This window comes from Burkholderia sp. Ac-20344, from assembly GCF_017104975.1.
Lineage (GTDB): Bacteria > Pseudomonadota > Gammaproteobacteria > Burkholderiales > Burkholderiaceae > Burkholderia.
The window spans coordinates 1-20,747 of the sequence record NZ_JAAGPP010000002.1; the positions used below are offsets into that span (position 1 = coordinate 1).

The window sequence follows — 20,747 nt, forward strand, 5'->3', positions numbered from 1 at the left end:
TTTCGTCGCCTACGCACTCGCTTCGAGCGACGTGCCGACATTCACGAAGCATTCCTGAAACTCGGTTGCTCGCTTGTCTGTTGGAACATCTTCAGGCGTATCGAGCAGCCTTTTTGAACTGGCCTCTAAGGAATGTGCGGTGGGGTGGACGAATCGGCGGCCGTGCGGCCCGTTGCCTGCCTTGCCGAATCCGGCGCCTTCGCCGAACGTCACGTACTGATCTGCAACACCTTGTCGACCACCGCCACCTTCACGCCGCTCCCCGTCGACAACGACGCCGTGCCCTGGTCGAATGGATGCACGGGCGTATCGGTCGGCGTCCACGCATGGCGCGCCAGCAGTTCGCGGTACCCGCCGCGAATCACGAAGCCGCCGCACTTCTGCGCATACGCGTCGCGACGCATCCGGTACGCGCGCGGCAGGTCGTACCACGGCAGCTTCGGCAGGTCGTGATGGACGAGGTGATAGTTGTTGTTCAGGTACAGCAGCCGCATCGCGAAGCCGGCCTCATTGATCGCGATGCGCGCCTTCGGATGCGGGGCGGCGCGGTGCTCGTACAGCGAGCGGATCATCGCGATCGACAACGCGGGCCACGTGACCGCGAGCAGGTAATACCACCACGGCACGCCGATCGCCCATTGCAGCCACCCGAGCAGCGCGACCACGCAGGCGACGTGCGTCGCCCACATCGGCAGATAGCGGAAGTCGCCGCGACGAAACGCGGCGAATGCGTCGACGCCCATCGCGGCGACGCTCAGCGGCGGCCCGGCGATGAAGCGTCCGACGAAGGTCTTGCGTGCGACCGTCAGCACGCGGCGCCAGCGCGGCAGCTGCGCCCAGCGTTCGCGCGTGACGTAGTTCGTTTCGGGATCGACGCCCGGCACGGTCAGGTCTTCGTCGCGGTGATGGTCGAGATGCGTGTCGCGATACAGCGTGTACGGATACCAGACCGTCAGCGGCGGATAGCCGAGCAGCCTGTTCACGCGCGCGGAGCGCGTCGGATGGCCGTGCAGCAGCTCGTGCTGCAGCGACAGGTGCCACGCGCCGAGCAGGATCAGCGGCGGCGTCGCGGCCGCGAGCGACAGGGTCCCGTCGCGTACGAGCAGCAGCACGGCGAGCCAGCCGCCGTAGATCGCGACGACCAGCAGCCAGGTCGGCCACTCGGTGCGGGCGGTGAAGCGGGTGTCGAGCGCGGCGATCGCACGCGCGTGGTCGACGTCGAAATATTCGGCCATGGCGTTGAGGCGGATTGAACGGGCAGTGCGGGGAACGCGCGGTTGAACCGGTGCGCTCGGCCCGGGTGCGCAGGTGTCTCGCGGATCACGGTCGGCCTGTCCGTTATCACGTGCTGTAGCGATGCTCGGGCAGGCATCAGGACGGTACCGGGATCGCACCGTGCGGCCAACCAATCGATTCGCATTTGCTTATCGACGCGGGGCCGATAAGCTTCGGGCGCGCTGCGCCACGTTCCGCCCCCGTTTTGCCGTGATCGAACCGGGTTCCGCTGCGCGAGCGTCGATGCGTAGAATGCCCGCATGAGCTCATGGATCGCAGCCCTGCCGATGTACAACGTGACGCCGCGCCACGACGCGCTGTGGCGCGCACTGCTGCGCGACGCGCTCGATGCGTTCGCGAACGCGGGCGGGCCCGCCGATATCACGCTTCCCGACGAACCCTTCGACGACCTGCACGCGCTGTGGCGGCGCGACGATCTGTTGCTGTCGCAGACCTGCGGCTACCCGTACCGGATGCTGGGCCTGCGCGATGTCGTGCGACTGATCGCGACACCGGTGTTCGATGCGCACGGTTGCCACGGCGCGCACTACAGCAGCGTGCTGGCCGTGTCGGCGCGCGCGCATGCGGGCGGCGCGACGACGCTCGCGGCATGCCGCGGGCTGCGGGCCGCATTCAACGGTGGAGATTCGCACAGCGGGATGAACGCGCTCCGGCATGCGGTCGCGCCGCATGCGCGCGGCGGACGATTCTTCGGATCGGTTGCAGCCCTCGGCTCGCACCTGAACGTGCTGCGTGCGCTGGCTTCAGCGGAAGCCGATTGCGCGGCGATCGATTGCGTGACGTTCGCATACGTGAGCGACGCGTTGCCCGATCTGCTCCAGGACATCCGGATCATCGGTACGACGGCCTCTGCGCCGGGATTACCGCTCATCGCATCGCGAACACTCGAAGATACACAGGTCGCTGCTTTGCGAGATGCGCTCGACCGCGCGGTGGCGACCGATGTGGAGCGGGCGCGCGTGCTGCGGCTGAAAGGATTCGAACGGCTGTCGCCGGATGACTATGAGGCGATTGCGCGGTTCGAGCAGGAGGCTGCTGCGCACGGGTATCCGGCGCTCGCGTAGCAAGCAGGCGATGCGGGCGGCTTGACGGGGCGGCGGCCGATTGCCGAAAGTGGGGCGACGACCGCAGGTTGCCCGGGGCGATGCAGAGTCAGGGACAGATTCAGGTTCGGCTTGGGCGCCACGGCGCAGCGATGCCGCCGCGACGCCTCCACGTTACCGCTTATTCCTCGTCCATCAGCCGGACCTTGACCCGCTTGCCCTTGATCTTCCCCGCATTGAGCTTGCGCAGCGCGTCGTGCGCGACACCGCGCTCGATCGCGACATAGGTCGAGAACTCGGTCACGTTGATCTTGCCGATCTGCTTGCCGTCGAACCCGGCGTCGCCGGTCAGCGCGCCGAGCACGTCGCCCGGGCGGATCTTGTCCTTGCGCCCGCCGAGGATCTGCAGCGTTTCCATCGGCGGCGTCAGCACGCCGTCGTCGGCCGGCGTCAGTTCCGCGAGCGGATGCCATTCGACCTCGCGCTTCTGCGCCTGCTCGATCCCGCCGACGCGGCCCATCTCGTCCATGCTCGCGAGGCTCAGCGCCCAGCCGTCCTGATCCGCGCGGCCCGTGCGGCCGATGCGGTGCACGTGCACTTCGGGGTCGGGCGTCACGTCGACGTTGATCACCGCCTCGAGCTGCGCGATGTCGAGCCCGCGCGCGGCGACGTCGGTCGCCACCAGCACCGAGCAGCTGCGGTTCGCGAACTGGATCAGCACCTGGTCGCGCTCGCGCTGGTCGAGCTCGCCGTGCAGCGCGAGCGCGTGGAAGCCTTGCGCGTGCAGCACGTCGAGCAGGTCGCGGCACTGCTGCTTCGTGTTGCAGAACGCGATCGTGCTCACCGGCCGGTAGTGGTTCAGCAACTGGCCTACCGCATGCAGCCGCTCGTTCTCGGTCACTTCATAGAAGCGCTGGCGGATCTTGCTGTCGTCGTGGCGCTCCGCGAGCTTCACTTCCTTCGGGTTGCGCAGGAACTGCTGGCTCAGCTTCGCGATGCCGTCCGGATAGGTCGCGGAGAACAGCAGCGTCTGGCGCGTGGTCGGGCACATCCGTGCGACCTTCGCGATGTCGTCGAAGAAGCCCATGTCGAGCATCCGGTCGGCTTCGTCGAGCACGAGGGTATTCAGCGCGTCGAGCTTCAGGTTGCCGCGATCGAGGTGATCCATGATGCGGCCCGGCGTGCCGACGACGATGTGCGCGCCGTGCTCGAGGCTCTGCGTCTGCGGGCGCATCGGCGTGCCGCCGCACAGCGTCAGCACCTTCACGTTCTCCTCGGCGCGCGCGAGGCGGCGCACTTCCTGCGTGACCTGGTCGGCGAGTTCGCGCGTCGGGCACAGGATCATCGCCTGCACGTCGAAGCGGCGCGCGTCGAGGCGTGCCAGCAGCGCGAGCGAGAACGCGGCGGTCTTGCCGCTGCCCGTCTTCGCCTGCGCGATCAGGTCCTGGCCGGCCAGCGCGATCGGCAGGCTCGCGGCCTGGATCGGCGTCATGTCGACATAGCCGAGCTGCGCGAGGTTGGCGAGCGTGGCGGGCGTCAACGGCAGCGCGCTGAACGGCGTGGCGGTCGGCTGGGTCATTCCAGGTCTCCGAGGTAAGGGCGGCCTTCCATCTGCTCGTAGACGACCTTGCCTTCGTCGTCTTCGAAGCGTTCGAGGTAGTTGCGCGCGCCGCACAGCGGGCAGCGGAACAGCAGCCCCTGGCCTTCGTCCTTGATGACGACGTCGGACTGTTCCCACTGCGTGCCGCAGCTCTGGTTTCGGCAGGTAAACACGGTTTTTCTCCAGCTGAATTCGGTTGATGGCGCGCCCGGGCGGGCGCGGCAACGGCGGGCGGCGCTCGCGCGGCTCGGGCGCGGGCCGCACCGGGCGTCGCTTGGATTGCGTCGATGCGGATGATGGATCGGGCGGCGACGGGGTCGCGCGTGCCGCAATTCTAGCGGAAGCGGGCGACCGGAAGCAGGCGACCGGCTGCAGGCGACCGGCTGCGGGCGACGCTTTCGGGGATGGTGGGCATTCAGGGCCCGTTATTTGCGGAAACAGGCCCTGATCGCCCCCACCATGAAAAACGGCCGCCCCGGAGGGCGGCCGTGTCGTGCGACGAAACGGCGTCGCGCCGGTGTTGCGCGGCGCTCGGCGCGTTACAGCGCCATGTCGGCCGAGGCCTTCGCCGGGCGGGCCGGCGCGGTGCCGGTGGCCTGCGACGGCGTGTTGACGTCGATCTTCGGCGGCGGCGACAGCTGCAGCACGTCGCTGGTGTACGTCCATTCCTCGACGACCTTCGCCGGGCTGTCGTTCAGCTTCGTGCCGTAGCTCGGCACGATCTGGCGGATCTTCTGCTGCCATTCAGGCGTCGCGACCTTGTCCTTGAACACCTTCTGCATCAGGTTCAGCATGATCGGCGCGGCCGTCGATGCGCCCGGCGACGCGCCGAGCAGGCCCGCGATGCTGCCGTCCTGCGAGCTGACGATCTCGGTGCCGAGCTTCAGCACGCCGCCCTTTACCGGGTCGCGCTTGATGATCTGCACGCGCTGGCCGGCCTGCCACAGGCGCCAGTCTTCCTTCTTCGCGTTCGGGAAGTATTCCTTCAGCGCGTTGAAGCGGTCGTCGTCGGACAGCATCAGCTGGCCGGCGAGGTACTGGACCAGCGGGAATTCGTCGACGCCCACGCGCATCATCGGCGCGACGTTGTGCGTGTTGGTGCTCTTGAGCAGGTCGAAGTACGAGCCGTTCTTCAGGAACTTGGTCGAGAACGTCGCGAACGGCCCGAACAGGATGATCTTCTTGCCGTCGATGATCCGCGTGTCGAGGTGGGGCACCGACATCGGCGGCGAGCCGACCGACGCCTTGCCGTATGCCTTCGCGAGATGCTGCTTCACGACCTCGGGGTTATCCGTCACGAGGAACGAGCCGCCGACCGGGAATGCGCCGTAGTCCTTCGCCTCGGGGATGCCCGACGCCTGCAGCAGGTGCAGCGCACCGCCGCCCGCGCCGATGAACACGAACTTCGCGTCGACCGACTGCGCCGGTTCATCCGAGTGCAGCTTGACCCAGCTCACGTGCCACGTGCCGTCGGCATTGCGCGAGATCTCGCGCACTTCGCTCGACAGCGACAGCGTGAAGTTCGGCTGCGTCTTCAGGTAGCCGACGAACTGGCGCGTGATCTCGCCGAAGTTCACGTCGGTGCCGATCGGCGTCCACGTCGCCGCGACCTTCTGGTTGCGGTCGCGGCCTTCCATCATCAGCGGCACCCACTGCTTGATCTGGTCGTAGTTGTCCGAATACTGCATCCCGCGGAACAGCGGGCTCGCCTGCAGCGCTTCGTAGCGCTTCTTCAGGAAGCGGACGTTGTCGTCGCCCCACACGAAGCTCATGTGCGGCGTCGAATTGATGAACGAGTGCGGGTTCTTCAGCACGCCCTGCTTGACCTGCCACGCCCAGAACTGGCGCGAGATCTGGAACGACTCGTTGATCTCGATCGCCTTCGAGATGTCGACCTTGCCGTCCGCCTTCTCCGGCGTGTAGTTGAGTTCGGCGAGCGCCGAGTGGCCGGTGCCGGCGTTGTTCCAGCCGTTCGAGCTTTCCAGCGCGACGCCGTCGAGGCGTTCGACCATCGTCATCGACCAGTCAGGCTGAAGCTCGTGCAGCCACACGCCGAGCGTCGAGCTCATGATGCCGCCGCCCACCAGCAGGACGTCGACCTTCTTCGTATCGGCGGCATGCGCGGACGACGCGGCGACGCACAGCGCGAGCGCCGACAGTATTACCCGTAACGTTTTGATCACAGCAGATCCCTTTTTCAACTTGGATGCATCGGTTTGCCAAGCCGCCCGGCGCGTGTGTCGATCGCGGCGAAACACGGATCCGGAGATCCGGACGCGCGAATCCGGAATTCCGGATCGACGCCGCACGCCGTTGCATTTGCGCACGCGAAGCCGTCGGGAAGGACACCTTCGGATCGGCTTCCTGCGGGCAGGCAAGCGCCTGCGTCACAGTGGCGCACAACGCGCCCGGGCCCTTGCGGCAAGCCTGAGCGGAAGGCGCTTCAGGCTGCGTGGAAAGAGGCCGTGCGCGACGCGTTTTGCGGGGGCGGGGTGGCAAGGGGCGCGTAATGTAACCGAACTCGTTTGCTGTGTCACAAACGAAAAATACCGTTGTTTTTGTGGGGTTTTTTGCGTGTCCGGGTTTCCGGAATGACGGTTGCGGGAACCGGGAAAGTTGTGGATAACTGCGCGGGATCGGGAGGGGTTTTCGGGGGCGTCGTGTCGTGCCGCGGCAGCGCGCCGCGACACGATCGCGTGACGTCATGTCACTTTACTTCGCGGCACCGTTCCGGCAGAACTGGCCGTACGCTTGCACCGAATTCGCGAAGCCCTTCTGTTTCGCGAGTTCCCACGGGCGCTCGCATTGCTGCGTCGTTTCGCACCACGAATAGCCGGCCGATCCGATGCAGCCGTGCGCATCGCGATCGCCGCCGACCATCGGCGGCGCGGCCTGGGCGGTCTGCGTGTCCTGCCCGGCGATATTGGGCGGGAGCGGGGAAGGCGGTTGCGTCACGCATGCGCTCAATGCAAACGCGAATGCGATCGCGGCGGCAATCGACGCGGAAGGAATGAGATGTTTCATTGCGTATTGCTCCATGGAATGACGATCGACGGTGGATGCCCGTGCACGGGCGAAGGGGCGTTCATGCATCCGGCACCGGCACGCGCGACGAGAACTTCACTTCGCGCAACGCGAGGCTCGACTGGATCGACGACACCCCGGCCTGCTTGCGCAGCACGCGCTCGACGAATTCCGCATACGCATCGAGATCGGCCGCGACGACTTGCAGGATGTAGTCGGCCGCGCCGGTGATCTTGTGGCAGGACGTCACCTCGTCGTGTTGCCGGATCACGTCCTCGAAGTGGTCGGAATCCTGGTCGGAATGCATGTTGAACGTCACCTGCACGAACGCGAACACGTTCATGCCGAGCGTGCGCCGGTCGAGATTCGCCTGGTAGCCGGTGATCACGCCTTCGTCCTCGAGCCGCTTGCGGCGGCGCCAGCAGGGCGTGACGCTCAGCGACAGCTTCTCGCCGAGCGTCGCGTTCGACAGCGCGCCGTCGTCCTGCAGCAGGCGCAGCATGGCGCGGTCGACGCCATCCAGTTCGGCCGAAGCGCGATTTTTGCTCATTTCCGGAATTCCGTAGGCGGTTTTCTCAAAATTGTAGGAAAGGTGCGCGTCGAAAGCAAAGCTATTGCCGGTTGCAGTCAATAAACTGTTGCCATCCTCACCGCAACAGTCAACCATGCTCACGGTCTACAGCAGCGATCACCAACTGCATCGCGGCGTCGAACTGAAGGACGGCGCGATCACCGATTCGTTCGAAAACCCCCTTCGCGCCGAAACGGTGCTCGCACAGGTGCGCGCCGCCGGCCTCGGCGACGTGATCGCGCCGAAACCGTTCGACCGCGCGAACTACGCGGCCGCGCACAGCGCGCGCTACGTCGATTTCCTCGCCGGCGCGTGGGACGAGTGGACCGCGACGGGCCGCAGCTGTCAGGCGCTGCCGCTCGTGTGGCCGGTGCGCGCGATGCCGGCCGCCGCGACGCCGCCCGCGTTCATCGACGGCAAGCTCGGCTTCTACGCGATGGACGCCGGCGCGCCGATCAACGCCGGCACGTGGGATGCGGTGAGCGCGAGCGCGAACTCGGCGCTCACCGGCGCCGACCTGCTGTCGAGCGGCGCGGCGCGCGCGGCGTTCGCACTGTGCCGCCCGCCCGGCCACCATGCGGGCCGCGAGTCCATGGGCGGCTATTGCTACCTGAACAACGCGGCGATCGCCGCGCAGCACTGCATCGCGCAGGGCGCCGCGCGCGTCGCGGTGCTCGACGTCGATTTCCACCACGGCAACGGCACGCAGGACATCTTCTACGACCGCGCGGACGTGCTGTTCGCGTCGATCCACGGCGAGCCGGCGGTGTCGTACCCGTACTTCTCCGGCTATGCGGAAGAGCGCGGCATCGGCGCGGGCGAAGGCTTCAACCTGAACCTGCCGCTGCCGAAGGGCACGCTGTGGGATACCTACTCGGCGGCGCTCGACCAGGCGGCCGCCGCGATCGCCGCGCATGCGCCCGACGCGCTCGTCGTGTCGCTCGGCGTCGATACCTTCGAGCACGACCCGATCAGCCATTTCCGGCTGCGTTCGCCTGACTTCCTGCGCATCGGCGCGGCGCTCGCGCGCCTGAACCTGCCGACGCTGTTCGTGATGGAAGGCGGGTACATGGTCGATGAGATCGGCATCAACGCGGTCAACGTGCTGCTGGGATTCGAAGGGCGCGCGTAGCGTGCGGCACGACTTGCGACGAACGACGAATCTGAACACGAACGAAGCGCGACAAGGACGGAGACAACCATGAATCGACAACACAAGACGGCACTCGCCACCACGGCCGCACTGACGTGCGCGCTGTCTGCAGGGCCCGCGCACGCGGACGAGATCGTGCGCATCGGCCACGTCGCGCCGCTGACCGGCGCGATCGCGCACCTCGGCAAGGACAGCGAGAACGGCGCGCGCCTCGCGGTCGAGGAAATCAATGCGAAGGGCCTGACGATCGGCGGCAAGAAGGTCACGCTGCAGCTCGACGCGCAGGACGATGCGGGCGACCCGCGCACCGCGACGCAGGTCGCGCAGCGGCTCGTCGACGACAAGGTCGTCGGCGTCGTCGGCCATCACAACTCGGGCACGTCGATTCCGGCGTCGCGCGTGTATCGCGACGGCGGCGTCGTGCAGATCTCGCAGGCCGCGACCAACCCGACGTACACGCAGCAGGGTTTCAAGACGACCTATCGCGTCGTCGCGACCGACGCGCAGCAGGGGCCGGCGCTCGCGATGTATGCGGCGAAGAATCTGGGCATCAGGACAGTGGCCGTGGTCGACGATTCGACCGCGTACGGGCAGGGCCTCGCGACCGAGTTCGAGAAGGCCGCGAAGGCGGCCGGGATGAAGGTCGTATCGCGCGACGCGACCAACGACAAGGCGATCGACTTCCGCGCGATCCTCACGAAGATCAAGGGCGCGAACCCGGACGCGATCATGTACGGCGGCATGGATGCGACGGGCGGGCCGCTGGCGAAGCAGGCGCGCCAGCTCGGCATGCGCGCGAAGATCCTCGCCGGCGACGGCGTGTGCTCGACCGACCTGCCGAAGCTCGCGGGCCCGGCGTCCGACAACGTCGTGTGTTCCGAAGCCGGCATCGCGCTCGAGAAGATGCCGGGCGGCGCGGCGTTCGCGCAGCGCTACGAAGCGCGTTACCACCAGCCGATGCAGGTGTATGCGCCGTTCTCGTACGACGCCGTCTACATCATCGTCGATGCGATGAAACGCGCGAACTCGACCGACCCGGCGAAGGTGCTGGCCGCGATGCCGGCCACCGACTATCGCGGCGTGATCGGCGAAACCGGCTTCACGCCGCAGGGCGACCTGAAGCACGGCGCGATCTCGGTGTTCACGTACAAGAGCGGCAAGAAGGCGCTGCTCGATATCGTGAAGATGTGATGCGGCGGTGACGTCGCAGGGGCCGCGCAGCGGGACGGGCTTTGCGGCCTTCGCCGTTTACAGCGCGCGCGTTTGCGCGCGGTCGACGCGACGCTCCGCGTCGTGCACGATGTGCAGCTCGCGCGTGCGGATCGGCAGCGTGCAGCTCGCGTCGGCGAGCGTCTTGCGCACCTGGCGCGCGAGGCGCCAGCGCATTGCCCAGAACTTGTCGGTGTGCGTCCAGACGCGCATGTTCGCGACGACCGTGCTGTCGTCGAAGCGCATCACCATCACGTCCGGCGCGGGATCCTGCAGCACGTCCGGGTCGGCGTCGGCCAGCGCGCGCAGCGCGTCGAGCGCGCGATCGATATCGTCATGCACCGATACTTCCACTTCGAGATCGAGGCGGCGCGTGGGGTTGCGCGTGTAGTTGCGGATCGAGCTGCCCCACAGCGCGCTGTTCGGCACGTATTCGCAGATGCCGTCCGGCTTCGTCAGCCGCGTCATGAAGAGCCCGACCTCGTCGACGGTGCCCGCGACGCCCGTGCCGCCGTCGATATAGTCGCCGACCTTGAACGGACGCAGCAGCAGAAGCATGATGCCGGCGGCGATGTTCTGCATCGTGCCCTGCAGCGCGAGGCCGATCGCGAGGCCGGCCGCGCCGAGCACCGCGACGATGCTCGCGGTTTCGATGCCGAGCTGCGACAGCGCGCCGACGATCGCGACGATGCGGATGCCCCACACGGCGACGTCGCAGAGGATCGGCCGCAGCGTGTCGTCGACGTGCTCCTTGTTCGAGAGCAGGCGGTTCAGCCAGTTGCCGATACGTTTCGACAGCCACCAGCCGGCGACGAGCAGCGCCACGCCGGCGCACAGCTTGAGGGAGAGGGTGGACAACGCGTTCCACAGGAACGTCCAGCGTTCCGGGTGCAGGTGATCGAGCAACATGAAGGGATTCCGGTTCGAAGAAACAGGGCGCGACGCGTAGCGCACCTGCCGTGGTCGGGCAGGCTTGCGCTCATGCGCGGGCAGCGTTCGACTGTACACGGGGCACGATGGTTCGCGCGAATGGATGGGGTCAAATGCCGCGTAGCCTGACTGCCAGGCCGCCGCGCCGTGAAATCGCGATTTCGACCTAGTACGAAGCGACTTTTTTATTAAATGAGACTCGTCCTATTCAGCCGATTCGATCGCACCGATACACTCGTTTTCACGTTGCCGGGACGCGACGATCGCTCCTCCGCGATACCCGGTTCTTTCCCGATGTTTCATTGACAGACAGCGAGTGACGACGTCATGCGGTTAGACCTGCGTTTCCGTCTCGCACGCGAACAAGGTCAACCCGCGCCGCGCGGCATTCACGGTTTCCCGATGCGCCGCGCGCTGCTGCGCGGCGTCATCGCGGCGGCCTGTGTGGCCGGCGCACCGGGTACGGTGGCCCACGCGTCTCACGACGCCGCGCCGTTCATGCCCGTGACGGCCGACCTTGTCGACGTGCCCTTTTTCAATGCCGCGCGCACGACGTGGGGCGGCCTGCACGCATCGACGGCCGCGCCGCTCGACGTTGCCTATGCGTCGCATGCGTTGGCCGTGCGGGCGGCCGGCGAGCGCGACGACCCCGTTGCGCGCTTCGGTGCTTGCGTGGCTTACCGCGTGCTGTGCGAGGCGGCGCGCGGTGCGGTCGAACGCGCGTACGCGTCGAGGTTCGATTACGGCCTTGCATCGGCGTTGCCTGCGATGGGCGAGCAGGCCGCGTTCGAACGGCGTCCTGTCGATCTCGCCGCCGCCGAGCCGTTCGTGCTCGCGGAAGCCGAGCGCGGCGCGCGGGCCGGTGCGATCGTCGGCAGCGTGCAGGCGTCGCTGGCGCGTGCCGATCTGCCGGCCGGCGTCGCCGCGCAGATCACCCGCCTGCTCGCCGGGCGCATCGACCTGAAACAGAACGGTGCGCTGGGCGACACCTTCCGCGTGACCTACGAACCTGACGACAGTGCGACGCTGCCGGGCGGCGTGCGCGTGACGGCGCTCGCGCTCCGCTTTCACGGCCAGCACGTCGCGGGCGTGTGGTTCGCACCCGATGCCGGCTCGCCGGGCGCCTATTACGACCTCGACGGCGTGCCGCTCGCCGGCTCGCGGTTTGCGATGCCGGTCAGCGCAACGCGGATCAGCTCGCATTTCGGTGCGCGCGTGCATCCGGTGACCGGCACGCGTCACGTGCATTCCGGCGTCGATCTCGCGGCGCCGGCCGGGCGTGCGGTTCATGCGTCGGAGCGCGGCGTCGTGACGTTCATCGGCACCGAGCCGCGCGGCTACGGCAAGTACGTGGTGATTCGCCATGACGGCGGCTATGCGTCGTACTACGCGCACCTGTCGGCATTCGAGCCGACGCTGCGAACCGGCACGCAGGTCGCGCGCGGCCAGCGTGTCGGCGCGGTCGGCAGCACGGGCACGGCCACGGGGCCGCATCTGCACTTCGAGGTCCGGCGGCACAAACGTCTCGTCGACCCGGTCGCGCTGGTACAGGCGGGCAAGGCGGCGAAGCTGAAGGGCGAACGGCGCGTGGCGTTCAACCGCGTGGCGCTCGACGCGCGCACGCGCCTGGCGTCGGCTGCGTGGTTGCAGCCGGTGGCGATGTCGGCGCCTGCCGGATCGCAGGCGGGCTGACTGTTGGCGAGGTGCGGGCCGCGACGAGCCACGTCGCGGCAGATCAAGGCAACCCGCTTACGCAGCAGGTTCGACAGGCAACCAGATTTCCAGCACGCCGGCGCCGGTCACCGGATCGTAGTCCGCGCTGTAGCGCTCGAATTCGGGCGCGTCGACCGCCTTGAACCCCGACGTCGGCAGCCAGCCGTTCCAGATGCTGTAGAAGGTCTGGTGCAGCGTGGAAATATGCCCGCTGTGTTCGAAGACCGCATACCGCCGCGGTTCGAGTTCGACGCAGCGAAACGGCGCGGGCAACCGGTCGCGACTGGTGACTTCCACGCCTGCGATGTATTCGAAGCTGCCATCCGCATCGGGGTTGCAGCACACGCCGTAGGTCACGTCGTCGACCCGGCCGGGAATGGTACCGATGTATGGGATAAACGCTTGCCACAGCGCCGGAATGCCTTCGTTGGTTTCGAAGGTGTAGCGGTCGCTCATGCCGGCGATCAGCCGTTTTCCGGCGGCTTCGAAGCGTGACGGTGTCACGGCGATAATCTTCAGTTCTTTCATGCGTAGCGGTTCCACAAGCGATAACCCGTCGAGCGTGCGCCGTGCCCGCGCGTCCTCGGGTGTCATGCCGAAGAGATCGCGGAAGGCGCGCGTGAACGCCTCATGGGAGCCATAGCCGGCATCGAGTGCCACGTGAAGGATGTCCGGCGCGCCTTGCGCCAGCGCGTGCGCCGCACGTGTCAGCCGTCTCGACCGGACATAGCGCATCACCGGCCAGCCGGTGTTCATCGAGAACAGCCGCGAGAAGCCGAAGCGCGACATGTCGCAATCGGCGGAAATCCTGTCGAGCGTCAGTTCCCTGCCCAGTTCGGTTTCGATAAACCAGAGTGCTTGTCCTACCGGATTCATGGCGTGCCAATGAGCGTGTCGGGCGGACTATAGGGTATCGGTGGCGAGGGCATTTGATCGTTCTTGCGGATCGCCACGCCGGGCGGCGTGGCGAAGGTGCACGGTTACGCTGCTTGTTAGCCGAGCGGCCAGTTCAGGATGGCGATACCGTCGTTGTAGTCACCGTCGGTCCCGTCTTCCGACCCGACCAGACCGAAGTAGGTCTTCTTGAAGATGTCGACCTGGCGCGAGCCGATCTTCGACGGCTTGCCGTTCGCCGTCACGACCACGCGCACCTTCCCCTTGCCGGAGTTCACGATCTGCGTGTTCAGGTTCGCGTCCTGCGTGCCGGCGCCCTGGAACGTCGCGGCCGGTTTCGCATTGTCGTCGACGAAGACCTCGATCGTCTGCTGCGCCGACGAATTGACCAGCGCGGTCACGCCGAACGCGATGTTCGGCGGCAGGTTGAAGACGCCGTCGCGTTCGCCGCCGCCGGTCGTCGTGGGATCCGGCTGCGTCGGCTGCGGCGTCGCTTTCGAGAAGTAATTGACCACCGCGCCGACGCCGAACTTCGCCGCGGCCCCGGGCAGCACGCCGGGCGCGCCGGCCCACGTTACCGTGCAGGCGACCACCTGCCCGGCCGCATCGGCCTTCACCTTGTTTTGCCAGCTGCCGACGTCGAAGCTGTACGGGATGGTCGCGATGTCGACGAACACATCGTATTGCGGCAGCTTTTCCACGAGCTGCGCGGTCATGAACTGGCGCATCCGGTCGAGCACCGCCTGGTCGCCGTTGGCCTGTACGGCGGTTGCGTCGTTGCCGGCGAGTTGCAGCAGGGCATACAGATCGTCATGGGTAAACGGTTGTGACATGTCGTCCTCGTCTCGATGAAAGGAATCGCGTTGCGCGGCCGGTGAATGGATTTCGCCGTTGTCGCGCACGGAGTACAGCGTGGGACTGCAAATGACTGCTCGAATGAATCGATTCGCAATGGGTGACTGGCCCTGTCGCCATTGCGGGTTCGACAACGGCACGCACCTCCTGCCGCGCCGCGAATCGTCGTGCTCAGTCCAGCGGCCAGTTCAGGAATACGATGCCGTCGTTGTAGTCGTCGTCGGTGCCGTCTTCCGAGCCGACGATCCCGAAGTACGACTTCTTGAAGAGATCGACCTGCCGCGAGCCGAGCCGCGACGGCTTGCCGTTCGCCGTCACGATCACGCGCACGCGCCCCTTGCCGGAGTCGAGCACCTTCGTGCCGAGGTTCTGGTCCTGCACGCCGGCGCCCTTGAACGTGGCGGCCGGTTTCGGGTTGTCGTCGATGTAGATGTCGATCGTCTGGTCGTTCGCCGCATGGGTGAGCGCGGTGACGCCGAACTTGATGTTCGGCGGCAGGTTGAACGTGCCGTCGCGTTCGCCGCCGCCGACGTTGCCGCTATCCGTGCCGCCAGGATTGCCGCCCGTTCCGGTTTCGCTGCTTCCGCTGCCGTGCGACGACGATTGCGCGGCCGTGTCGCCGATCGCGGACAGGCTCGCGTACGAATCGATATGCATCGCGCTGCCGCGCACGCTTTTCCACTGGCCTTTCACGAACGTGACGCCGCTGCCCACGTCGATCGTCGCAACGAGCGTGAACGGCATGCGCCCGGTGCTTTCGGGCACCTTCGACGAATAGGTGAAGCAGCCGTCCGCGACGACGCCCTTGTCGGTCGCGATCGCGAAATAGATACCGGGGAAGTTGTTGCCGGTCGCATACGGCGTCGGCACGTTGAGGATGACCTGCAGTTTTCCGTTTCGAATCTCTGCCTTGGCGATGTCGATGGTCAGGCCCGGGATGTCGACGTAAGTCTCCGATGTCGTCACGGGTGCGCCGATGATCGAAGCCGAAAGGAGGGGCATGGATGTCTCCGTTGTCAGGGCGGGTTTCGATGCAAAGGGGGCGCTGAATGCGGCGCCCGACCGCCGGCCGGCCCGGAGGCGCCCGGCGGTGATCGGTCGTCAGGTGCGCGTCAGGTCAGCCGATCGGCCACTGGAGCACGACGATGCCGTCGTTGTAGTCGCTGTCGCGGCCGTCTTCCGACACGACGATCCCGAAGTTGACCGTGTACGGCGAGCCGTCCGATTTCTTGCCGTTGATCGGCGCGAGGCGCGCATCGGTGGCCGACGGCTTGCCGTTCACCGACACTTCGAAGCGGATCTTGCCGTTGCCGGAATTCAGCGTCGCTTCACGCGTGCCGTCGCGCGTCGTCAGCTTGTGATATGCGGCGGGTTCCGTGCTGTCGCCGATAAACAGCTTGATGTGCTGCTGCTCGGCGGCATTCGCGAAGAAAATCGCGCGGAAATTGGTATTGGGCGGAATCGAAAACTCGCCGGCGCGATTGGAAGACGTTTGAGAATCGGCCATGCTTTCCTCCTGAGGAATGATGGGTAAGGCTTCGAGCCATGTCGCGCAAACGTTTGCTGTTTGAAAGGCGACGTACCGAGCATGCCGAAAAATAAATAAAAAAATATTCGCCGGAGAATGGTCATTGTTCAGTAAATCGAAAATGCAGGTTAGTCGATTTAATGAAATGTGTTTAATTGGCGCTATTTCGATATATTCATAAAATGATATCGACGTGCGTATCGCCTTTCGGAACGATGTGCGGTTGCGCAGGCGGGGCGGGCGGGAGGAGGAGGCAATCGGGTTTCGGCGCGGACGCTCGGCGTTCGCATATGGCAGCGTTGGTTTCAACATCAGCATCTCGGTCGTGGCCGCGCCCACCGGCCACCACCGAACGCCCGCGCCGAAACCCGATTGTTTGCAACAGGAGGGGGTGCGGCAACCGGCGAAGTACGTAGACCAACTCACTCCGAACGTGAACAGGGGCCTCACCGGCGCCGCACCCATGAAGGATATCGACGGCGCGGTGCGCCGCCTATCGGACAGGACTGATTTTGAGCGATCAAATTCCGCGCCATTTGCACTCGGCCCGTTGACAGCCCCCATCCCCCTGTGATCTGATTTCGGCCATGCAAGCCGCCCAGCCCTTCTTCTCGCTACGACTACTAGCCCGTTTCTCCGGGCTGGGTCTGCGGCTGCGCGCTTTCCATCTGCTTCTTTCCTGAAGCGCCAGATTTCCCCCGCATCACCGACCTGGCCCCGGTTGTCGACCGGCGCCTGAGTTCGTCCTTCTTCCGAATCGCTCCGCTCCGTCCCGGTCGCTCAACCGCCAAGGCTGTCGTTCGCCGTACCGCTTTGCCGTTGTGCCGTTTGCTACCGCTTTCACCCGTTTTCACCGCTGTGCGCGCAGCCTGCCACCACGACTGATGGCCACCGCGCCGCGGGTTCCCGATAAACCGACCGAGGACCGAACATCATGATGCTGAAGAACCCCGCGACGAAGTACCGACCGTTCACGCCCGTCAACCTGCCGAACCGCATGTGGCCGACGCGCACGATCACGCAAGCGCCGATCTGGATGAGCACCGACCTGCGCGACGGCAACCAGTCGCTGTTCGAGCCGATGGACGCGGCGCGGAAGATGCGGATGTTCAAGATGCTGGTCGCGATCGGCTTCAAGGAGATCGAAGTCGCGTTCCCGTCGGCGTCCGAGACCGACTTCAACTTCGTGCGCGAGCTGATCGAAGGCGGCCACATTCCCGACGACGTGACGATCGAGGTGCTCACGCAGGCGCGCGACGACCTGATCGAGCGCACCTTCGACTCGCTGCGCGGCGCGAAGCGCGCGATCGTGCACCTGTACAACGCGACCGCACCGGAATTCCGCAAGATCGTGTTCGGCCTCGACCGCGACGGCGTGAAGGCGCTCGCGGTGAACGCCGCGCGCACGATCAAGCGCTTCGCCGACGCCGCGACCGACACGCATTTCACGCTGCAATACAGCCCGGAAACCTTCACGGCGACCGAGCTCGATTTCGCGAAGGAAGTCTGCGACGCCGTGTTCGACGTCTGGCAGCCGACGCCGGCGCACAAGGCGATCGTGAACCTGCCGGCCACCGTCGAAGTCGGCACGCCGAACTTCTACGCGGACCAGATCGAATGGATGCACCGCAACCTCGCGCGCCGCGATGCGCTGATCGTGTCCGTGCATCCGCACAACGATCGCGGCACCGCGGTCGCGGCGGCCGAGCTCGCGGTGATGGCCGGCGCGGACCGGATCGAGGGCTGCCTGTTCGGCAACGGCGAGCGCACCGGCAACGTCGATCTCGTCACGCTCGCGCTGAACCTCTACTCGCAGGGCGTCGATCCGGGCCTCGATTTCTCGCAGATCAACGAAGTCGCGCGCACGGCCGAGGAATGCACGCAGTTGCCGATCCATCCGCGCCATCCGTATGTCGGCGACCTGGTGTTCACCGCGTTCTCCGGCTCACACCAGGACGCAATCAAGAAAGGCTTCGCGGTGCAGCGCCCCGATGCCTTTTGGGAGATGCCGTACCTGCCGATCGACCCGAGCGATGTCGGCCGCACGTACGACTCGATCATTCGCGTGAACAGCCAGTCGGGCAAGGGTGGGATCGCGTACCTGCTCGAGCAGAGCTATGGGGTCGCGCTGCCGCGCCGCCTGCAGGTCGATTTCAGCGCGGCCGTGCAGCGCCTGACCGACGACAGCGGGCTCGAAGTGACGAGCGCGCAGATCTGGTCGCTGTTCCAGCAGGAATACGTCGAAGGCGATGCGCCGCTGCGTTATGTCGGCCATGAGCTGACCGAGCGCGACGGCCGCGAGACGATCGTGCTGACCGCCGACGTGCACGGCGAGCGCCGCGTGCTGCGCGGGGAAGGCAACGGCCCGCTCGACGCGTTGATGCATGCGTTGCGCACGCCGCTGCGGATCCAGCATTACGAGGAACGTGCGCTGTCGCAGGGCGCCGATGCGAAGGCGATCGCGATCGCGGAACTCGCCGGCACGGGCGTGCGCGGCAGCGCGTTCGGCGTCGGCATCGACGCGAACCTGACGACCGCATCGATTCGCGCGGTGATCAGCGGCATCAATCGCGCGTATGCGCGCGCGGACGAAGCGGTGCAGGCGACGTTTTTTGGCGCGGAGCCTGCGGTGACGGCCGTCGCGTAAGCGGGGGCTTGGTGGCCGCGCCGGCGGTGCCCGGCGCGGCCGCGTCGTCGTCGGTGTGGCTGCCGCTGCGCGGCCCGGCGAGCGCGGCGCACAGTTCCGCCTTCATGAAATCCACCCACGCGCGCGTCTTCGCGTCGAGATGCTTGCGCGACGGATACGTGACGAACACCGCATCACCCACCATCGGCAGCGTCTGCGAGACGAGCAGCACGAGAATCGGCAGTGTGAGCGACGCCAGATCCGATCGGCGCGGTAGCGTCAGCGCCAACGCGAGGCACAGCGACAGGCTCGCATTGCAGCGCATCCGGCGATCAGAAGAGGCCGTATTTGCAACGCACACCGGCGCTCGCGTGTCAGTCGACGAGACCCCGAAGATCCGCCGCCACCTCGTCGAGCACGGGTTGCCAGTCGGCGAACCTGCGCTGCCGGTAAAGCGCCGCGCTCGGATAGAACAGGCTGTCGCGCCGGTCATGCTGCCAGACCCAGTGCGGGTTCGCATCGAGCAGCACCCAGGTGGACCGGCCAAGCGCGCCGCTCAGGTGCGCGACCGACGTGCAGACGGTGATCACCAGGTCGAGCGCGCCGACGAAAGCCGCGGTGTCGTCGAACGTCTTCCATTCGCGTGTCATGTCGGTCACGTCGAACCCGGCCGCTTTCGCGGCTTCGACGTCGTGCTGCGCACCCGGTTGCAGCGAGTAGAACGCGACGTCCTTCTGCCGGCCGGCGAACGCGTCGGCGTAGCGCTCGAGCCCGACCCGGCGAAAGCGGTTGCGTTGATGGTTGAGGCTGCCCGTCCACGCGAGGCCGACCTTCAGCCGCGTCTCGCCGGACAGCGCGTGGCGCCAAGCGTCGGTGGCCCCGGCGTCCGCATGGAGGTAAGGCGCGGACGTGAAGAGCGCATCCGTGTCGAGGCCGAGCATCCACGGAATACTCATCAGCGGCAGTTCGTAGTCGAAGCGGGGCAGGTGCTCGATGCGGGTGCCGGTATCGAACACGTCGGCGTGATCGCCGAGGCTGCGTTCGAGCAGCGCGCCCATCTGCGGAAACGCATTCCACACGAGCCGCCCGCCTTCGCGATGCACGCGCTCCGCGAGCAGCGGGACGTAGCGACTGAACTGCAGCACGTCGCCGATGCCTTGCTCGCCCCATACGAGCAGCGTCTTTCCGGCCAGCGATTCGCCGCACCAGCGCGGCCGTCGAAACTCGGGCAGCGTGCCGCGCAGTTCCCCCGCGCCGTGCCAGCGCGTCTCGTAGTCCGCCCATCCCGATGCGAAGTCGCCACGCGCAAGCCGTAGCAGCGACAGGTTGTGGCGGTGTGTCGGGTCGTGCGGATCGAGCGCGCACGCGCGCTGCACGTACTGCTCGGCTTCGTCCCACCGTTGCGCTTCCTTGAGCACGGCGGCCGCGTTGTTGGCCGCGAGCGGGCTGTCCGGCGCAAGCGTCACGGCACGGGTGGCCGCGCGCAGTGCGCCGTCCAGGTCGAAGCGATTGAGGCGCGTGATGACCGCGTTGGTCCAGGCGTGCGCGTCGTTCGGATCGTCGTCGAGTGCGCCTTCGATGAAGGCGTGTTCCAGTTCGGGATCGCCGCTCGACTGCCGAATCGCGAGCGCGAGATTGTTCTTCAGAGACGGCCATGCGGGTGCGAGCGCGAGTGTCTTGAGATAAGGAACGATCGCCTCCGCGTGGCGTCCGGCCATCTGAAGTGCATAACCGCAATTGAACGCCGCCGCCGGTGACGCGGGATGGTGTTGCCAGTGCATGACCGCGAGCTCGGCCGCGCGAGAGCAATTGCCGCGCTCGATCAGCGTCTGCGTGGTGGCGGCGACGGACGCGTCGAGCGTGCCGGGGGCGGCCTCCGCGTCGATCGATACGGCCTGCGTCGCATCGGCGAGATCGGCCGGAAGACGAGGGATGTCGGCAAACGTGGGCATGTCGTGCGTGGTGATCTGCATGTGCGGTCGCTCCGGAAAGCCGTTCGCGTATCGGGGAAGGCTGACATAGCTTCGTGATGCGAAGCATGCCGACGGATGGCATCGCGTGCTGTCGTTCCGAGTGCGGTGGAAAGCCCGGCGCCGTGATGCACTCCACTTTAGGCAGGCGCCAACGGCAAATGAATCGGACAAGTCCTAAACGAGCTGATTGCCGTGCCGGAATCTCACGGAACTCGTCCGCATGTCGCTGGAAATCCTGTTGGACGCGCCCACGTAGGCCCAGTCTGATTCATGCGTTTCGCACGACCGATGTAAGACCGGTCTGATAGAGATCGGCGTTGTCTGCGTCTTTA

Annotated in this window: 18 protein-coding genes and 1 pseudogene; 6 read left to right on the forward strand and 13 right to left on the reverse strand. The window is 66.4% G+C overall.

Translation table 11 applies throughout. The annotated features are described in order from the left end of the window. Positions 1–117: pseudogene (locus G3N64_RS00795) on the forward strand (IS5/IS1182 family transposase); the annotation flags it as partial. Positions 118–209: 92 nt separating this feature from the next. Here the strand turns inward: G3N64_RS00795 and G3N64_RS00800 are convergent. Next, positions 210–1,235, reverse strand: coding sequence for a fatty acid desaturase (locus tag G3N64_RS00800; RefSeq protein WP_205781892.1), 1,026 nt, complete (start codon positions 1,233–1,235; stop codon positions 210–212). 300 nt (positions 1,236–1,535) lie between these two features. Between G3N64_RS00800 and G3N64_RS00805 the strand changes: the two genes are divergently transcribed. After that, positions 1,536–2,360 carry a PhnD/SsuA/transferrin family substrate-binding protein gene (locus G3N64_RS00805; protein WP_205781893.1) on the forward strand — a complete coding sequence of 275 codons (825 nt, stop codon included), beginning with the start codon at positions 1,536–1,538 and terminating at the stop codon, positions 2,358–2,360. A gap of 160 nt (positions 2,361–2,520) precedes the next feature. On the opposite strand, the gene dbpA is transcribed toward G3N64_RS00805, so the two are convergent. The 5 genes from dbpA to G3N64_RS00830 all read right to left on the reverse strand — a co-directional run bounded on the left by dbpA (position 2,521) and on the right by G3N64_RS00830 (position 7,513). Next, positions 2,521–3,918 carry an ATP-dependent RNA helicase DbpA gene (gene dbpA, locus G3N64_RS00810; protein ID WP_205781894.1) on the reverse strand — a complete coding sequence of 466 codons (1,398 nt, stop codon included), beginning with the start codon at positions 3,916–3,918 and terminating at the stop codon, positions 2,521–2,523. Beyond that, positions 3,915–4,112, reverse strand: coding sequence for a hypothetical protein (locus G3N64_RS00815; RefSeq protein WP_039344264.1), 198 nt, complete (start codon positions 4,110–4,112; stop codon positions 3,915–3,917). Before G3N64_RS00815 ends, dbpA begins: the two co-directional genes overlap by 4 nt. Positions 4,113–4,478: 366 nt before the next feature. Beyond that, positions 4,479–6,140, reverse strand: a complete 1,662-nt coding sequence (gene mqo, locus G3N64_RS00820) for a malate dehydrogenase (quinone) (protein ID WP_205781895.1) — start codon at positions 6,138–6,140, stop codon at positions 4,479–4,481. A gap of 511 nt (positions 6,141–6,651) precedes the next feature. Continuing rightward, positions 6,652–6,963 carry a hypothetical protein gene (locus G3N64_RS00825; RefSeq protein WP_205781896.1) on the reverse strand — a complete coding sequence of 104 codons (312 nt, stop codon included), beginning with the start codon at positions 6,961–6,963 and terminating at the stop codon, positions 6,652–6,654. 61 nt (positions 6,964–7,024) lie between these two features. Continuing rightward, positions 7,025–7,513, reverse strand: coding sequence for an Lrp/AsnC family transcriptional regulator (locus G3N64_RS00830; protein ID WP_205781897.1), 489 nt, complete (start codon positions 7,511–7,513; stop codon positions 7,025–7,027). Positions 7,514–7,628: 115 nt separating this feature from the next. Between G3N64_RS00830 and G3N64_RS00835 the strand changes: the two genes are divergently transcribed. Continuing rightward, positions 7,629–8,666, forward strand: coding sequence for a histone deacetylase family protein (locus G3N64_RS00835; RefSeq protein WP_205781898.1), 1,038 nt, complete (start codon positions 7,629–7,631; stop codon positions 8,664–8,666). A 69-nt stretch (positions 8,667–8,735) separates the two neighbouring features. Beyond that, positions 8,736–9,878 carry a branched-chain amino acid ABC transporter substrate-binding protein gene (locus tag G3N64_RS00840; RefSeq protein WP_205781899.1) on the forward strand — a complete coding sequence of 381 codons (1,143 nt, stop codon included), beginning with the start codon at positions 8,736–8,738 and terminating at the stop codon, positions 9,876–9,878. 57 nt (positions 9,879–9,935) lie between these two features. Here G3N64_RS00840 and G3N64_RS00845 read toward each other — a convergent pair whose 3' ends face one another. Further along, complete coding sequence (locus G3N64_RS00845; protein WP_205781900.1) at positions 9,936–10,805, reverse strand: mechanosensitive ion channel family protein; 870 nt, start codon at positions 10,803–10,805, stop codon at positions 9,936–9,938. A 348-nt stretch (positions 10,806–11,153) separates the two neighbouring features. Here G3N64_RS00845 and G3N64_RS00850 point away from each other — a divergent pair, with 348 nt between their 5' ends. Continuing rightward, the gene (locus G3N64_RS00850; RefSeq protein ID WP_205781901.1) at positions 11,154–12,518 is read left to right on the forward strand and encodes a M23 family metallopeptidase; all 1,365 of its coding nucleotides are present in this window, start codon (positions 11,154–11,156) and stop codon (positions 12,516–12,518) included. Positions 12,519–12,575: 57 nt separating this feature from the next. Here G3N64_RS00850 and G3N64_RS00855 read toward each other — a convergent pair whose 3' ends face one another. The 4 genes from G3N64_RS00855 to G3N64_RS40345 all read right to left on the reverse strand — a co-directional run bounded on the left by G3N64_RS00855 (position 12,576) and on the right by G3N64_RS40345 (position 15,795). Beyond that, positions 12,576–13,415, reverse strand: coding sequence for an AraC family transcriptional regulator (locus G3N64_RS00855; protein ID WP_205781902.1), 840 nt, complete (start codon positions 13,413–13,415; stop codon positions 12,576–12,578). A 116-nt stretch (positions 13,416–13,531) separates the two neighbouring features. Continuing rightward, positions 13,532–14,266: a fucose-binding lectin II gene (locus tag G3N64_RS00860; RefSeq protein ID WP_205781903.1), complete on the reverse strand. Its 735-nt coding sequence runs from the start codon at positions 14,264–14,266 to the stop codon at positions 13,532–13,534. A 193-nt stretch (positions 14,267–14,459) separates the two neighbouring features. Then, complete coding sequence (locus tag G3N64_RS00865; protein ID WP_205781904.1) at positions 14,460–15,290, reverse strand: fucose-binding lectin II; 831 nt, start codon at positions 15,288–15,290, stop codon at positions 14,460–14,462. Between the two features lie 115 nt (positions 15,291–15,405). Beyond that, entirely contained in the window at positions 15,406–15,795 is a 390-nt protein-coding gene (locus G3N64_RS40345; protein WP_205782021.1) for a fucose-binding lectin II, read from the reverse strand. Between the two features lie 958 nt (positions 15,796–16,753). Between G3N64_RS40345 and leuA the strand changes: the two genes are divergently transcribed. Continuing rightward, positions 16,754–18,463 carry a 2-isopropylmalate synthase gene (gene leuA / locus G3N64_RS00875; protein ID WP_205782022.1) on the forward strand — a complete coding sequence of 570 codons (1,710 nt, stop codon included), beginning with the start codon at positions 16,754–16,756 and terminating at the stop codon, positions 18,461–18,463. On the opposite strand, the gene G3N64_RS00880 is transcribed toward leuA, so the two are convergent. Then, positions 18,381–18,767 carry a hypothetical protein gene (locus G3N64_RS00880; protein WP_241020704.1) on the reverse strand — a complete coding sequence of 129 codons (387 nt, stop codon included), beginning with the start codon at positions 18,765–18,767 and terminating at the stop codon, positions 18,381–18,383. The genes leuA and G3N64_RS00880 overlap by 83 nt on opposite strands. 49 nt (positions 18,768–18,816) lie before the next feature. Then, positions 18,817–20,415 carry a hypothetical protein gene (locus tag G3N64_RS00885; RefSeq protein ID WP_205781905.1) on the reverse strand — a complete coding sequence of 533 codons (1,599 nt, stop codon included), beginning with the start codon at positions 20,413–20,415 and terminating at the stop codon, positions 18,817–18,819. Positions 20,416–20,747: the final 332 nt, after the last annotated feature.

Excerpts from the sequence above, each read along its gene's own strand:
- G3N64_RS00825 (WP_205781896.1), bottom strand. The coding sequence starts at position 6,963 with ATGAAACATCTCATTCCTTCCGCGTCGATTGCCGCCGCGATCGCATTC.
- G3N64_RS00865 (WP_205781904.1), bottom strand. The coding sequence starts at position 15,290 with ATGCCCCTCCTTTCGGCTTCGATCATCGGCGCACCCGTGACGACATCG.
- G3N64_RS00885 (WP_205781905.1), bottom strand. The coding sequence starts at position 20,415 with ATGCAGATCACCACGCACGACATGCCCACGTTTGCCGACATCCCTCGT.
- G3N64_RS40345 (WP_205782021.1), bottom strand. The coding sequence starts at position 15,795 with ATGGCCGATTCTCAAACGTCTTCCAATCGCGCCGGCGAGTTTTCGATT.
- G3N64_RS00850 (WP_205781901.1), top strand. The coding sequence starts at position 11,154 with ATGCGGTTAGACCTGCGTTTCCGTCTCGCACGCGAACAAGGTCAACCC.
- G3N64_RS00805 (WP_205781893.1), top strand. The coding sequence starts at position 1,536 with ATGAGCTCATGGATCGCAGCCCTGCCGATGTACAACGTGACGCCGCGC.
- G3N64_RS00835 (WP_205781898.1), top strand. The coding sequence starts at position 7,629 with ATGCTCACGGTCTACAGCAGCGATCACCAACTGCATCGCGGCGTCGAA.
- G3N64_RS00855 (WP_205781902.1), bottom strand. The coding sequence starts at position 13,415 with ATGAATCCGGTAGGACAAGCACTCTGGTTTATCGAAACCGAACTGGGC.
- dbpA (WP_205781894.1), bottom strand. The coding sequence starts at position 3,918 with ATGACCCAGCCGACCGCCACGCCGTTCAGCGCGCTGCCGTTGACGCCC.
- leuA (WP_205782022.1), top strand. The coding sequence starts at position 16,754 with ATGCTGAAGAACCCCGCGACGAAGTACCGACCGTTCACGCCCGTCAAC.
- G3N64_RS00860 (WP_205781903.1), bottom strand. The coding sequence starts at position 14,266 with ATGTCACAACCGTTTACCCATGACGATCTGTATGCCCTGCTGCAACTC.
- G3N64_RS00845 (WP_205781900.1), bottom strand. The coding sequence starts at position 10,805 with ATGTTGCTCGATCACCTGCACCCGGAACGCTGGACGTTCCTGTGGAAC.
- G3N64_RS00840 (WP_205781899.1), top strand. The coding sequence starts at position 8,736 with ATGAATCGACAACACAAGACGGCACTCGCCACCACGGCCGCACTGACG.
- G3N64_RS00880 (WP_241020704.1), bottom strand. The coding sequence starts at position 18,767 with ATGCGCTGCAATGCGAGCCTGTCGCTGTGCCTCGCGTTGGCGCTGACG.
- G3N64_RS00800 (WP_205781892.1), bottom strand. The coding sequence starts at position 1,235 with ATGGCCGAATATTTCGACGTCGACCACGCGCGTGCGATCGCCGCGCTC.
- G3N64_RS00830 (WP_205781897.1), bottom strand. The coding sequence starts at position 7,513 with ATGAGCAAAAATCGCGCTTCGGCCGAACTGGATGGCGTCGACCGCGCC.